Annotated in this window: 12 protein-coding genes; 6 read left to right on the forward strand and 6 right to left on the reverse strand. The window is 62.2% G+C overall.

Annotation, left to right across the window (positions count from 1 at the left end; all coding sequences use genetic code 11):
• The first annotated feature begins 1 nt into the window (after position 1).
• The 5 genes from A7W11_RS16845 to A7W11_RS16865 are packed head-to-tail and all read left to right on the forward strand — an operon-like array spanning position 2 to position 5,115.
• Positions 2 to 424 carry a hypothetical protein gene (locus A7W11_RS16845; RefSeq protein WP_066415529.1) on the forward strand — a complete coding sequence of 141 codons (423 nt, stop codon included), beginning with the start codon at positions 2 to 4 and terminating at the stop codon, positions 422 to 424.
• A 51-nt stretch (positions 425 to 475) separates the two neighbouring features.
• Positions 476 to 898: a DUF3592 domain-containing protein gene (locus A7W11_RS16850; protein ID WP_066415532.1), complete on the forward strand. Its 423-nt coding sequence runs from the start codon at positions 476 to 478 to the stop codon at positions 896 to 898.
• A gap of 5 nt (positions 899 to 903) precedes the next feature.
• Positions 904 to 3,651 (forward strand): DUF2169 family type VI secretion system accessory protein, encoded by a 2,748-nt coding sequence (locus tag A7W11_RS16855; protein WP_066415534.1) that lies wholly within the window; start codon positions 904 to 906, stop codon positions 3,649 to 3,651.
• Entirely contained in the window at positions 3,648 to 4,712 is a 1,065-nt protein-coding gene (locus A7W11_RS16860; protein WP_066415544.1) for a pentapeptide repeat-containing protein, read from the forward strand. The genes A7W11_RS16855 and A7W11_RS16860 overlap by 4 nt, the downstream gene beginning before the upstream one ends.
• A 13-nt stretch (positions 4,713 to 4,725) precedes the next feature.
• Positions 4,726 to 5,115 carry a DUF4150 domain-containing protein gene (locus A7W11_RS16865; RefSeq protein WP_066130302.1) on the forward strand — a complete coding sequence of 130 codons (390 nt, stop codon included), beginning with the start codon at positions 4,726 to 4,728 and terminating at the stop codon, positions 5,113 to 5,115.
• A 184-nt stretch (positions 5,116 to 5,299) separates the two neighbouring features.
• Here A7W11_RS16865 and lon read toward each other — a convergent pair whose 3' ends face one another.
• From lon to tig, 4 genes are all read right to left on the reverse strand, one after another.
• Positions 5,300 to 7,741: an endopeptidase La gene (gene lon / locus A7W11_RS16870; protein ID WP_066415546.1), complete on the reverse strand. Its 2,442-nt coding sequence runs from the start codon at positions 7,739 to 7,741 to the stop codon at positions 5,300 to 5,302.
• A gap of 259 nt (positions 7,742 to 8,000) precedes the next feature.
• Positions 8,001 to 9,305, reverse strand: a complete 1,305-nt coding sequence (gene clpX, locus A7W11_RS16875) for an ATP-dependent Clp protease ATP-binding subunit ClpX (protein WP_066130306.1) — start codon at positions 9,303 to 9,305, stop codon at positions 8,001 to 8,003.
• 150 nt (positions 9,306 to 9,455) lie between these two features.
• The gene (gene clpP / locus A7W11_RS16880; RefSeq protein ID WP_066415548.1) at positions 9,456 to 10,109 is read right to left on the reverse strand and encodes an ATP-dependent Clp endopeptidase proteolytic subunit ClpP; all 654 of its coding nucleotides are present in this window, start codon (positions 10,107 to 10,109) and stop codon (positions 9,456 to 9,458) included.
• A 3-nt stretch (positions 10,110 to 10,112) separates the two neighbouring features.
• A complete protein-coding gene (tig, locus tag A7W11_RS16885; protein WP_066415551.1) occupies positions 10,113 to 11,420 on the reverse strand; it encodes a trigger factor in 1,308 nt (435 codons plus the stop codon).
• 183 nt (positions 11,421 to 11,603) lie between these two features.
• Between tig and A7W11_RS16890 the strand changes: the two genes are divergently transcribed.
• Positions 11,604 to 12,173: a TIGR00645 family protein gene (locus A7W11_RS16890; RefSeq protein WP_066415553.1), complete on the forward strand. Its 570-nt coding sequence runs from the start codon at positions 11,604 to 11,606 to the stop codon at positions 12,171 to 12,173.
• Positions 12,174 to 12,259: 86 nt separating this feature from the next.
• On the opposite strand, the gene A7W11_RS16895 is transcribed toward A7W11_RS16890, so the two are convergent.
• Together A7W11_RS16895 and A7W11_RS16900 are read right to left on the reverse strand one after the other, a co-directional pair.
• Positions 12,260 to 12,466, reverse strand: a complete 207-nt coding sequence (locus tag A7W11_RS16895) for a cold-shock protein (protein ID WP_066130312.1) — start codon at positions 12,464 to 12,466, stop codon at positions 12,260 to 12,262.
• A 424-nt stretch (positions 12,467 to 12,890) separates the two neighbouring features.
• Positions 12,891 to 13,094, reverse strand: coding sequence for a cold-shock protein (locus tag A7W11_RS16900; RefSeq protein ID WP_066130314.1), 204 nt, complete (start codon positions 13,092 to 13,094; stop codon positions 12,891 to 12,893).
• Positions 13,095 to 13,332 lie beyond the last annotated feature (238 nt).

Raw genomic sequence — 13,332 nt, forward strand, 5'->3', positions numbered from 1 at the left:
CATGCAGTGGATCAAATACCTCATGCCAGGCATGGGGATCGTTTTTCTGGTCTTGATAGCCTGGATGATCTACACCAAGGACTACAACACGGCTGCCGCCCTGGCGGTGTCCGTGGTGCTGACCGCCATCATGTACTTCGTCTTCTTCCATCCCTACTTTCGCCAGGAGGCGCTGGCCAACCGGTTGGAGCAGGAAGGCTCGGCCACTCAGGCTCTCATCCTGAGCGTGAAAGACACCGGCAAGTACCTGAATGAAGTGCCGATCATGCGCGTGAGCGTGCGATACACCGTGAACGGCCAGGAGCGCACCGGCGAAGTGAAGCAGCCCATCCCCTACCAATCCCTGGCTGCCGTCCAGGCAGGAAAGCGTATCGGCATACGCCTCGATCCGAGAAAGGAAGGCCGGTTCGTGCTGAAGCTCTGAGGCGTCACGCGCCGCCCCGTCCTTGCATGAAAACCCGACAGAGGAGACGGCATGCAGTGGGTGAAGTACCTGTTCCGCATCCCGTTGTGCGTATTTCTGGTCTGGTCCGCTTGGTCGTTGCACGCGCAGCGGTATGAAGAGTCGGTCGCCATGCTTCTGACCGCCTTGTTCTTGGCCGGGATGTATCACTTCGTTCTTAGCGCTCACATCCGCCAGGAAGCGCTGATGAAGCGCCTGGATACGGACGGTCTGCGCGTTCAGGCGACGATCCTCGGCGTGGAAGCGACGTCCACGTACCTGAATGAAGTGCCTGTCATGCGCGTGAAGGTCAAGTACGTCGCCGCGGGCAAAGAGCACATACACGAGATACGCCAGCCCATTGCCTATCAGGCCCTGTCCTATCTGCAACTGGGCAAACGCATCCCCATACTGGTCGACCCAAAGCGCACCGAGCAGTTCGTGCTGCAGTTCTGAAGCCCATGAAAACGATCAAACCGTTCCGACTGACCTCGCTGCATCGGCCCTATTCGTGGCGCAGACGCAATTTCCTGTCCGTGGCCATCTACGCGCTGGCGGACCTGCGCGAGCCAGGCAACCCCAAGCTGCTGTCCGACATGGAAGTCTGGCGCGAGGTGATGCCCGAGCTGGACTGCGACGGCGTGATCGACCACATCCTGCCCAAGACGGTGCCCGAGTTCCTGGTGGGCGGCCATGCCTACACCAGCCATCAGGACGACAAGACCAAGGTCATGGTGCGCGCGCAGGTGGGCGAACTGGAGAAAGAGCTGGTCGTATTCGGCGACCGCTACCTGATCGGCGACCGCCCGACCGACCCGGTTCCCTTCGACAGCATGCCGATGACCTGGAGCCGCGCCTTCGGCGGTCCGAACTTTCCGGAAAACCCCGGCGGCACGGGCATAGAACCGGTGGACGCCCACGGGCAGAAGCTGGTGCGCTATCCCAACATCGAGCACGGCATCGATCGCTACCAGCGCGGACAGCGCAACGGCACGCCCTACAGCTTCGGCCCCATCAACATGATGCTGCCGCGCCGCTTCGGCATGATGGGCACGTATTCCGAGCGCTGGAAGAAGGAAGAGTTTCCGGGTTTCTTCCCGGACATGAACCCGTTGATCTTCAACGCCGCCGAACCGGACCAGCGCTGGCCGAATCGCAGCGAACTGCCGTTGGGCGAGGCCTTCAGCATCTGGAACATGCACCCCACGATTCCGTGCTGGGAAGGCGAATTGCCCAAGTGGCATGCGCGCGCCTTCATCCGCCGCAAAGCGGTGGATGGCGAGGCCTCCCCGATCGACGAAGTCGACATGCGCGCCACCACGGCCTGGTTCGTGCCTCACCAGGAAAGAGTGTTGCTGATCTATCACGGCAACATCGAAGTGCAGGAGGACGATGCCAGCGACGTGCTGAGCCTGATGTCCGCGCTGGAAGCGCAAGGCGCCGAGCGCTCGGCCGAGCACTATGCCCAGATCATGCGCCTGCGCGAGGACCCTGAAACCGGCGGCGTGCGCGTGATGTGCGACGACGAACTGATCACCGAGGCCATCCTCGGCGCGGTCAACATGGATACCGACGCGGTCTTCCAGACTCCCACCTGGATCAAGTCGCAGCTCTACAAACACAAGGTGATCGCGGAACGGCGCCAGGAACTGGTCGACTACGGCCAGAACCCGGACGAGATCGTGCCAGACCTGCACGGGCCCGAAAGACGCTACGGCCCCGGCGACCTGCCCGAGCTGGCGCGCGACATGGCCCGTCACAAGGAAGAATCGCAGAAGCTGAAGGAAGCGTTGGAACGCCAGAGCGCCGAGCTGAAGGCCCACTATGAAAAGCAGGGCGTACCCATGCCCGATACAGACAGCCGTCCCTCGGGACCGCCCACGCAATTGCTGGCGTTGCTGGCGCAGCCGGAAATGCTGGGATCGGTGATGAATCCCTCCACCGCCGAGGTCGACTTCACGCTGCTGGGCAAGCTGATGGGCGAGGCGGAACCCCTGGCTCCTGGCCAGGACTACAAGCAGGCGCCCCAGTACGCCGCGTTCATCAAGGACAATCCGGAACTGCCCGGCAAGGATGCGACCGCCTGGGCGCAGGAGCCGGCCTTCCAACGCCAGATGCGGTCGATGAAGCCGCTGCTGCACAAGAGCTATCTGTATTCCGCGCACTGGCAGGACGCGGCCCTGAAACTGGACACCGAACAGAACCGCGTGATCCGGCAGTTGGTGATGGAAAGGCACCAGCGCGGCGAATCGCTTTCCGAGCTGGACCTGACCGGCTGCGCCCTGCCCGGCCTGAGTTTCGGCAATGCCGACTTCAGCCGTTCGTTCCTGGAGAACAGCGACCTGTCCGACAGCACCTTCCAGTACTGCAACTTCACGGAGTGCGTGCTGGCGCGCGCCGACCTGTCGAACAGCAAGTTCGTGAACTGTACGTTCGACCGCGCCAACCTGTCGCTGGCCAAGCTGTACAACGTGTGCTTCGAGAACTGCTCGTTCAAGGAGTCCGTGATCGAAAACGCCGATTTCGAGGAATGCGTGATCCAGGGCGGCGTGTTCGATTCGGTGATGCCCAACAAGATCCGCCTGCTGAAATGCCGGATGCTGGGCGGTGCGCATTTCCGCATGAGCATCTTCAACGACGCGGAACTGTCGGATTGCCGCCTGGAGGAAGTCCGGTTCGAGAAGGTGTCGTTCCAGAACGCCAAGCTGGCCAATACAGCCTTTGAGAATGCCAACCTGGACGGCGGCTCGTTCTTCATCACTACGATGACCAGCGTGTTCTTTCACCGCTGCCAGATCAGCAATACCGCGTTCGTACACCAGACCGAACTGGATGCGTGCTCGTTCGAGGGCTCCAGCCTGACGCAGTGCAACTTCCGCGAAACGCCGATGCCATCGGTGAATTTCGAGAATGCCCGCATCGAGCTTTGCGACTTTTCGCTGGCCGACCTGAGCCACGCCAATCTGCACAAGGCCCGCGCCACGAACACGCAGTACACGCGCGCGACCCTGGTGCATTCGGATCTGTCGAAGGCCAATCTGATGGGCAGCGACTTCAAGGCCGCGGACCTGCGGCACGCCGACCTCAGCGTCGCCAACCTGTTCCGCACCAATTTCGCGCTGGGCAAGATGGACGACAGCACGGCGCTGGACGGCGCCTACAAGAAGGAAGTGAACCTGTACCCCCTGCGGCAGGCAAAGGCCTCATGATGACGCTGGAAGATCTGCTGGAAAAAACCCGATACGGCGAACCGGTCTCGGACCAAAGCTTCGCCGGCCTGCGCCTGACGGGCGCCGACCTGTCGGCCACCACGTTCGACCACGTCGATTTCTCGGGCTGCACCTTCGAAGGCAGCAACCTGACCGAAGCCACGTTCACGGGCTGCGACTTCACGGATGCGGCCTTCCAGGACTGCGTGCTGCAGAAGACCATCTTCAACGAATGCCGCTTGGAAGGCAGCCGCCACATTCGCAGCACCATGACGCATGCGATCCTGAACGACTGCGATCTGAATGCCATCCGCGTGTCGGACAGCGACATCCGTTTCAGCACGATCCGCAACTCGACGCTGGTGGATGCGGTGTTCGATGAGATCGTGACCGACCATGCCGTATTCTTCTGCTCGCGGCTCGACCGCACCCGCTTCGAATCAGTGAAGTTCTCGCAGTTCACGTTCCATCAGGCCGACCTGAGCGCCTGCGAATTCGAAGAAGTGACCTTCGAGAAAACCGTCTTTTTCGAATCGGATCTGCATGCCATGAAGATGCCGCGCGCATCCATGATGATGTGCCAGTTCATCGACGCGAACCTGCACGGCGTGGACCTGACCGGCAGCGACCTGACGCAAAGCAGCTTCAAGGGCTGCGACCTGATCGGCGCGAAACTGGACATGGCCAACGCCAACAACGCGCTGTTTCCCTACGCCCGCGTGGAAGGTGCGTCTTTCCGGAATGCCCGCATGGACGCCTCGCTGTGGGTCGAATGCCAGGCGGATCAGGCCGATTTCACGGGCACGACGTTGAAGCAGGCGGTGTTTCACAGGGCCTTGCTGAAGAACGCCCGCTTCGACGGCTGCGACCTGGAATACGCGGATTTCTCGTATGCCGACGTCAACGGCAGCAGTTTTTCCCAATCGGCTTTCAGCCGCACCAAGTTCCACAGTGCATTGATGGAATCGGATGCCCTGCTCAGGCATCCAGGCGTACTGGCCAACGACCCGGCCCTGTACGACGCGCAACTGTGGAGCACGGACCACGGCAACAGCCTCTAGGAGGACACAACACATGTTTACCAATACACAGATGTTCGGCGTGGACCTGGGATTTCCCGACGTCTGCCTGACGCCACCGGCGATGATCCCGATCCCCTACCCCGACATCGCGCTGGGCCCGACGGCCATTCCGGTCTGCTTCAACATCCTGCACTGCTTCGCGCCGGTCCATAACCTGTTCACGATCACGCCGATCACCAACGGCGACAACCCCGGCATCGCCACCGGCGTGATCTCCCACCTGGTGATGGGACCTTCCACGCCGCGCACGGGCGCATTCACCTACCTGAACCGCTGCGCGCCGACCACGCGCCTGACCTCGATCAACACCCAGAACGGCATCAACACGATCGGCATGCGCATCGTGCCCAGCCAGCCGAAGATATTGGCATTGGGCGCCTGATAGGGCTGCAGCGGACCACGCCCGGCCCTCGCCGGGCACACGCCGGAACCGCCCCCATATCGGCAAGAGGTCACCGCCGTGAAGTAAAAATAGCCGCTCGATGAGCGGCTATTTCGTGAGCGCCACAGCCAGGCTGCGGCGTTCATGCTGCAAGCGCGGCGGAGGACCCCCGCGCCGTCAACGATCAGTGCTTGATCTGATCGCCGGCGCTGGCGGGTTCGGCCGGCTTGGCAGCCACCAGGGAGTCCTTGACGGCTTCCTCCTCGGACAGGGGCTCGGGAAGGCGCTCCAGCGCCAGCTCCAGCACCTTGTCGATCCAGCGCACCGGCACGATCTCGAGGAAGTTCTTGACGTTGTCCGGAATGTCGGCCAGGTCTTTCACGTTTTCCTCGGGAATCAGCACCGTCTTGATGCCGCCGCGGTGGGCTGCCAGCAGCTTTTCCTTCAGGCCGCCGATGGGCAGGACCTCGCCGCGCAGCGTGATCTCGCCCGTCATGGCCACGTCGGCACGCACCGGGATGCGCGACAGCGCGGACACCATCGCCGTGGTGATGGCGATACCGGCCGACGGACCGTCCTTGGGCGTGGCGCCCTCGGGCACGTGCACGTGCATGTCGTGCTTCTCGAACACGCTGTCGGCAAAGCCCAGGCGGCGGGCGCGCGAACGCACCACCGTGCGGGCCGCCTCGACCGATTCCTTCATCACGTCGCCCAGCGAACCGGTGCGTTGGATGACGCCCTTGCCGGACATATCGGCGACTTCGATGGTCAGCAGATCGCCACCCACTTCCGTCCACGCCAAGCCGGTGACCTGGCCGATCTGGTTTTCCTTCTCGGCCATGCCGAACGTGTAGCGCCGCACGCCCAGGTAGTCATTCAGGTTCTCGGCGTCGACCGTGACCGGCATGGCGACCGCTTCTTCGCCCTTGTCCGTCAGGGTCAACAGCTTCTTGATGACCTTGCGGCAGATCTTGCCGATTTCGCGTTCGAGCGCGCGCACCCCGGCTTCGCGGGTGTAGTAGCGCACGATGTCGCGCAGCGCGCTGTCATCGACTGCCAACTCGGCTTCCTTCACGCCGTTGTTCTTCATCAGCTTGGGCAGCAGATGGTCGCGGGCGATGTGGATCTTCTCTTCCTCGGTGTAGCCGGACAGGCGGATCACTTCCATGCGGTCCAGCAGGGCCGGCGGAATGTTCAGCGTATTGCTGGTGGCCACGAACATGACGTCGGACAGATCGAAGTCGACCTCGATGTAGTGGTCCTGGAACGTGTGGTTCTGTTCCGGATCCAGCACCTCGAGCAGCGCCGACGACGGATCGCCGCGGAAGTCCATGCCGAGCTTGTCGATCTCGTCGAGCAGGAACAGCGGGTTGCGCACGGCGACCTTGCTCATGTTCTGCAGGATCTTGCCGGGCATCGAACCGATGTACGTACGGCGGTGGCCGCGGATCTCGGCCTCGTCGCGCACGCCGCCCAGGGCCATGCGCACGAACTTGCGGTTCGTGGCGCGGGCGATGGACTGGCCCAGCGAGGTCTTGCCCACGCCCGGAGGCCCGACCAGGCACAGAATGGGTGCCTTGACCTTGTCCACGCGCTGCTGCACCGCGAGATATTCGAGGATGCGTTCCTTGACCTTCTCCAGACCGTAATGGTCGTCGTCCAGCACCTTCTCGGCGTTGACGATGGAGTTGTTGATCTTGCTCTTCTTCTTCCAGGGAAGATTGATGAGCGTATCGATGTAGTTGCGCACCACGGTGGCTTCGGCCGACATGGGCGACATCAGCTTGAGCTTCTTGAGCTCGGCATCGGCCTTCTTGCGCGCTTCCTTGGGCATGTGCGCGGCGATGATCTTCTTTTCCAGCTCTTCGAGATCCGCGCCCTCTTCGCCTTCGCCCAGTTCCTTCTGGATGGCCTTGACCTGTTCGTTCAGGTAGTAGTCACGCTGGCTCTTCTCCATCTGCTTCTTGACGCGCCCGCGAATGCGCTTCTCGACCTGCAGGATGTCGATTTCAGTCTCGAGCTGCGTCAGCAGGCCTTCGAGGCGCTGCGACGTGCCCGTGATTTCGAGCATGGCCTGCTTCTGTTCGAGCTTGAGCGGCAGATGCGCGGCGATGGTGTCGGCCAGGCGCCCGGCGTCGTCGATGCCGGCCAGCGAAGTGAGGATCTCGGGCGGAATCTTCTTGTTGAGCTTCACGTACTGCTCGAACTGGGCCACGATGGCGCGGCGCAGGGCTTCGGTCTCGGAGCCCTGGTTGGCATCCGGCTCGATGGGCGTGACCTGGCAGGTGAAGTGGGAATCGACGTCCTGGATGCTGTCGATGCGGGCGCGCTGCGTACCCTCGACCAGCACCTTCACGGTGCCGTCGGGCAGTTTGAGCATCTGCAGGATGCCGGCGACGCAGCCGATCTCGTAGACGTCTTCCGGCGTGGGATCGTCTTTGCCGGCCGACTTCTGGGCGACCAGCATGATGCTCTTGCCCGCCTCCATGGCGACCTCGAGCGCGCGGATGGAGCGCGGGCGGCCGACGAACAGCGGGATGACCATATGCGGAAACACCACGACGTCGCGCAGCGGAAGCAGCGGGAGGTCGATGGGTTCGGAAGGCAGGGTCTGGCTGGCAGACATAGGAATTCCTCGGTTGACTCGGCGTATCGGGGACGGGCCTATCAGACTCGACAGGCTCATCGGTTACGTCTGATATGGGAACAATAGCTGAAAATTCAAGCGACGGTCGGCGATGCCGGGCCTGGATGCAAAAAAACCCGTCCATGACGGGTTTTTGAGCGGTTTTTGCTGCTTTGGAGGCCCTAAAACCCTTATTTTTGGGTTTCAAGCCCATGCCCTCAGCGTGGGTATAACCGGGATGCGCCGAGCATCCGTCGGATCAGGCGGCGGCGTTGCGGACCTCGCCGCGCGACGGCTTGGCCTCGGTTTCGCCGCCCTGGTCGTCTGCGTAGATCAGAAGGGGCTTGCCCTCGCCCTCGACGGCACCGTCGTCGAGCACCACGCGCTTGACGTTGCCTTGCGACGGCAGGTCGTACATGGTGTCCAGCAGCGCGCCTTCGAGGATGGAACGCAGGCCGCGCGCGCCGGTCTTGCGCTTGAGCGCCTTGCGGGCGATGGCCTTCATGGCCCCCGGCCGCACGTCGAGCTCAGCGCCTTCCATGGCGAACAGCTTCTGGAACTGCTTGACCAGCGAGTTCTTGGGCTCGGTGAGAATCTGCACCAGGGCGGCCTCGTCGAGTTCGTCCAGCGTGGCGACCACGGGCAGGCGGCCCACCAGTTCGGGGATGAGACCGAACTTGATCAGGTCTTCGGGCTCGACTTCACTGAACAACTCGCCCACGCCGCGTTCGGACTTGGCCCGTACGGCGGCCGAGAAGCCGATGCCGGATTTCTCGGTGCGGTCGCGGATGACCTTTTCCAGCCCGTCGAAGGCGCCGCCGACGATGAACAGGATGTTGGTGGTGTCGACCTGGACGAAGTCCTGGTTGGGATGCTTGCGGCCACCTTGCGGCGGCACCGAGGCGATGGTGCCCTCGATCAGCTTCAGCAGCGCCTGCTGCACGCCCTCGCCCGAGACATCACGCGTGATGGACGGATTGTCGGACTTGCGCGAGATCTTGTCGATCTCGTCGATGTAGATGATGGCGCGCTGCGCCTTCTCGACATCGTAGTTGCAGTTCTGCAGCAGCTTCTGGATGATGTTCTCGACGTCCTCGCCCACGTAGCCGGCTTCCGTCAGCGTGGTGGCGTCGGCCATGACGAACGGCACGTTCAGCATGCGCGCCAGCGTCTGGGCCAGCAGCGTCTTGCCCGAGCCGGTGGGGCCGATGAGCATGATGTTGCTCTTGGACAGCTCGACCTCGTCGCCCTTGATTTCGCCGTGGCGGATGCGCTTGTAGTGGTTGTAGACAGCCACGGCAAGCATGCGCTTGGGCGAAGTCTGGCCGATGACGTACTGGTCGAGGAACGTCTTGATTTCGGCCGGGGTGGGCAGCTCGGAGCGAATCGCCGCGCGCGCGGTGGCCTGGGCCTCCTCGCGGATGATGTCGTTGCACAGGTCGATGCATTCATCGCAGATGAACACGGACGGACCTGCGATCAGCTTGCGGACTTCATGCTGGCTCTTGTTGCAGAACGAGCAATGCAGCACCTTTGCGTCTGCCGATCCCTTTTTTTCAGGCATAAGTATTTCGTTTCTCTGGGAGCCGGATACGCCCGCCGCCTGGGCGGCCGACGCATCCAACGCTTAGTCGAAAAAATGACGGCAGTGCGGACCGGGGGCCAGTTGCAGCCCCCGAGGACTCAAGCGTCCTGGGTTGGGACTTCCTGGCTATCAGACGTCCGCACGGGTCGTCAGGACCTTGTCCACCAGACCATACGATACCGCATCTTCGGCGGACATGAAGTTGTCACGCTCCGTGTCCACCGCAATGCGCTCGACGGGCTGGCCGGTGTTCTCGGCCAGGATGCGGTTCAGGCGCTCACGCAGATCCAGGATCTCGCGAGCCTGGATCTGGATGTCGGTGGCCTGGCCCTGGGCGCCGCCCGAAGGCTGGTGGATCATGATGCGGGAGTTGGGCAACGAGAAACGCTTGCCCTTCTTGCCCGCCGCCAGCAGGAACGCGCCCATGCTGGCCGCCAGACCCGTGCACAGCGTCGACACGTCGGGCTTGATGAACTGCATGGTGTCGTAGATGGCCATGCCCGCATACACCGACCCGCCAGGCGAATTGATGTAGAACGAGACGTCCTTGTCGGGATTCTCCGATTCCAGGAACAGCAGCTGCGCCACCACCAGGTTGGCGGTAGCGTCGTTGACCGGACCGACCAGGAAGATCAGCCGCTCGCGCAGCAGGCGCGAGTAGATGTCGTAAGCACGCTCACCGCGTCCCGACTGCTCGATGACCATGGGGATGTACCCCAGGCCGGTCGGCGTGACCGACGAACCGCCGTGCATGGACGCGTAGAAATCGGTGAATCTCTGCATGCTTTACATCCCCATCAACTGATCGAAAGGCACCGTTTCCTCGGTGACCTTGGCCTGGCCCAGCACGTGGGCAACGACGTTGTCCTCCAGCACGATGGCCTCGATTTCGGCACGGCGCTGGCGGTCGGACAGATAGTAGCTGACCACCTGGGCCGGCTGCTCGTAGTTCTGGGCGAACTCTTCGATGCGCTCACGCACCTGCTCGGGCTTGGCCTGCAGTTGCGCTTGCTTGACCAGTTCGGAGATCAGCAGGCCCAGACGCACGCGGCGGGTCGACTCTTCCGTGAAGGCGTCGGCCGGGATGGGCATCGAATCGGCGTTCGGCACGCCGCGCTGCTTCAGTTCTTCGCGAGCGGCGGCCACGCGGTCCTGCGCGTCGTTGTCGATCAGCGACTTCGGCACGTCGAACTGGGCGGCGCCGACCAGGGCGTCCATGACGCTGGCCTTGGTACGGCTCTGGGCGCGGTTCTTGACCTCGCGCTCGATGTTCGAGCGGATGTCGGCGCGCAGCTTTTCAACGTCGCCTTCGGCCTGGCCGAGCGATTTGGCGAACGCGCCGTCGACTTCGGGCAGCACGCCTTCAGCCACTTCCTTCACGGTGATGGTGAATTCGGCCGTCTTGCCGGCGACTTCGGTGCCCTGGTAGTCATCGGGGAACTTCAGCGGGAAGACCTTGGTTTCGCCAGCCTTCAGGCCGCGAGCGGCGTCCTCGAACTCGGGCAGCATGCGGCCCTGGCCCAGCACGAAGGGGAAGCCTTCGGCCTTGCCGCCTTCGAACGGCACGCCGTCGATGGTGCCGGCGAAGTCGAGGGTGATGCGGTCGCCGTCGGCGGCGGCGCGGTCTTCGCGCGCTTCGAACGTGGCGCGCTGCTTGCGCAGGACGTCGATGGTCTTCTCGACTTCGGCGTCCGACACGTCGGTGGCGGTGCGCGTGACGGCCAGGGTCGACAGGTCGGGCACGGCGACCTCGGGATAGACCTCGAAGGTGGCCGTGAAGGCCAGCGTGTCGTCAGCCACGCCTTCGGTCTTGGGTTCGAGGGTGGGAGCGCCCGCGACGCGCAGCTTGGCACCGTCGACGGCCTGCTCGAAGGCGCGGCCGACCTGGCTGTTGATCACGTCGTAGCGGATGCCAGGGCCATGGCTGCGCTCGAGCATGCCGATGGGAGCCTTGCCGGGACGGAAGCCCGGCACCTTGGCCGTGCGCGCCACGCGCTGCAATTGCGCCTGGACTTCCTTTTCGACGTCGGCGACCGAGACGGACAGATCAACACGGCGCTCGAGGCCGGAGAGGGTTTCAACCACAGGCTGCATTAAAAGACCTATTTTCCGAGAGGTAGAAAGAAGAGATGCGGATAAACGAGTCATTTTACCGGAAACCGCCGAGCCCCCACCCGGGGGGCTTGCGCCTCGGGTGATGCAACGCAACATTCGTCTTGCCGGATTGCTAGAATCTCCCCTCGCATCACCCATAACAACCGGCTCGCACCCACCATCATGTCGCACCCCACACCCCGCCCCCTGCAGCCCCTGCCCGCGCTGATCTTCAGCTCGCGCTGGCTGCAGTTGCCCCTGTACCTGGGCCTGATCATCGCCCAGGGCGTCTACGTCCTGCTGTTCCTGAAAGAGCTCTGGCACCTGGTCACCCACGCCACCAGCTTCGGCGAACTCGAGATCATGCTCATCGTCCTGGGCCTGATCGACGTCGTGATGATCTCGAACCTGCTGGTGATGGTCATCGTCGGCGGCTACGAGACCTTCGTGTCGCGCCTGCGGCTCGAAGGCCACCCCGACCAGCCCGAATGGCTGAGCCACGTCAATGCCAGCGTGCTCAAGGTCAAGCTGGCCATGGCCATCATCGGCATCTCGTCGATCCACCTGTTGCGCACCTTCATCGAGGTCGGCAACCTGGGCACCGCGGGCTCGCGCGTCACGGAACAGGGCGTGATGTGGCAAGCGATCATCCACGCATTGTTCATCCTGTCGGCCATCGGCATCGCCTACGTCGACCGGCTGACCGCCATGCCCCATTCCTCCCGTCAGGACGACAAGGCGGCCCGCCACTGACACGGTGGAAATAAAAATCCCGGCACAGGCCGGGATTTTTTTTCGTATGGCGCGAGGCATGCCCGCACCCTCCTCCGTCCATCCGCTCAGGAAGCGACCTTGATGTTCTTGGCGCTGGGTCCCTTGGGGCCCTCGCCGATCTCGAAGGTGACGCGCTGGTTCTCCTGCAGCGACTTGTAGCCCTCGCTGCGGATCTCGGAGTAGTGGGCGAAGAGATCCTTGCTGCCGTCATCGGGCACGATGAAGCCATAGCCCTTCTCGGCGTTGAACCATTTGACGATGCCTGTTGCCATGATTTGTCCTTCAACCTAGTAGCGATTGCTCGCGGAAGCGCCAGATCATCAAGTAGGGAAAGACGCCCGACGAAGCGGGTACAGACAACCGGCACAAAACAGCACACAGCCGCACTGCTTGAAAATCTCGCTGACTCAGTTTAGGAGCGTCCTCGGCGGGGGTCAACGGAGGCGGGAATAGGTATGCAACCATGTGTTTTGTTACATAAACACACAACTTTTTCAACCACTATCGAGCTGCGGGATATGCCGCATTGCCCGGCAGGCCATCGACCGGTCGATTAACCTAGGGTTTATACCAATCCGCGTGCAACGCCGGTTTACCCAAAAATGCGCCCCGCAAAATAGAAAACCGGCAGAAACTAATAACCCCGGAAAATAAAAAAGCCCCTTGCGGGGCTTTTTCAGCACTTCAGGTCTCGCCTTACAGGGGCGTGATCTTCGTGGCCTGGGGACCCTTGGGGCCCATCGCCGTCACGAAGCTGACGCGCTGGTTTTCTTCCAGCGACTTGAAGCCCTGCGATTGGATTTCCGAGAAGTGCGCGAACAGGTCCTTACCACCCGATTCCGGGGTGATGAAGCCATAACCTTTTTCCGCGTTGAACCATTTAACGACGCCGGTTTCCATACTGTATTTCCTAGAGATATAAATTGGGCTTGCGCCCGGGACCACGAATCAAGCAAGGAGGGGACAGTAGAACAAGAACGGTCGCCGATAAGGCAAGGTACTGTACAAGCATCAACACCCTGGATCGTGTGCCGACACTATCGTCAGGTTCCCCTCTCAAGTCAACATAATCCTCAAAAATGCGTGCCCATAATGCAACAAAGAGAAACAGGGACACATATCGAGCAACAAATGCCCA

Origin of the sequence: Bordetella ansorpii (genome assembly GCF_900078315.1) — a bacterium.
In the GTDB taxonomy this organism is placed as follows: Bacteria; Pseudomonadota; Gammaproteobacteria; order Burkholderiales; family Burkholderiaceae_B; genus Bordetella; species Bordetella ansorpii.

Excerpts from the sequence above, each read along its gene's own strand:
- A7W11_RS16865 (WP_066130302.1), top strand. The coding sequence starts at position 4,726 with ATGTTTACCAATACACAGATGTTCGGCGTGGACCTGGGATTTCCCGAC.
- A7W11_RS16855 (WP_066415534.1), top strand. The coding sequence starts at position 904 with ATGAAAACGATCAAACCGTTCCGACTGACCTCGCTGCATCGGCCCTAT.
- A7W11_RS16890 (WP_066415553.1), top strand. The coding sequence starts at position 11,604 with ATGTCGCACCCCACACCCCGCCCCCTGCAGCCCCTGCCCGCGCTGATC.
- clpP (WP_066415548.1), bottom strand. The coding sequence starts at position 10,109 with ATGCAGAGATTCACCGATTTCTACGCGTCCATGCACGGCGGTTCGTCG.
- A7W11_RS16845 (WP_066415529.1), top strand. The coding sequence starts at position 2 with ATGCAGTGGATCAAATACCTCATGCCAGGCATGGGGATCGTTTTTCTG.
- A7W11_RS16900 (WP_066130314.1), bottom strand. The coding sequence starts at position 13,094 with ATGGAAACCGGCGTCGTTAAATGGTTCAACGCGGAAAAAGGTTATGGC.
- A7W11_RS16860 (WP_066415544.1), top strand. The coding sequence starts at position 3,648 with ATGATGACGCTGGAAGATCTGCTGGAAAAAACCCGATACGGCGAACCG.
- A7W11_RS16850 (WP_066415532.1), top strand. The coding sequence starts at position 476 with ATGCAGTGGGTGAAGTACCTGTTCCGCATCCCGTTGTGCGTATTTCTG.
- lon (WP_066415546.1), bottom strand. The coding sequence starts at position 7,741 with ATGTCTGCCAGCCAGACCCTGCCTTCCGAACCCATCGACCTCCCGCTG.
- clpX (WP_066130306.1), bottom strand. The coding sequence starts at position 9,305 with ATGCCTGAAAAAAAGGGATCGGCAGACGCAAAGGTGCTGCATTGCTCG.
- A7W11_RS16895 (WP_066130312.1), bottom strand. The coding sequence starts at position 12,466 with ATGGCAACAGGCATCGTCAAATGGTTCAACGCCGAGAAGGGCTATGGC.
- tig (WP_066415551.1), bottom strand. The coding sequence starts at position 11,420 with ATGCAGCCTGTGGTTGAAACCCTCTCCGGCCTCGAGCGCCGTGTTGAT.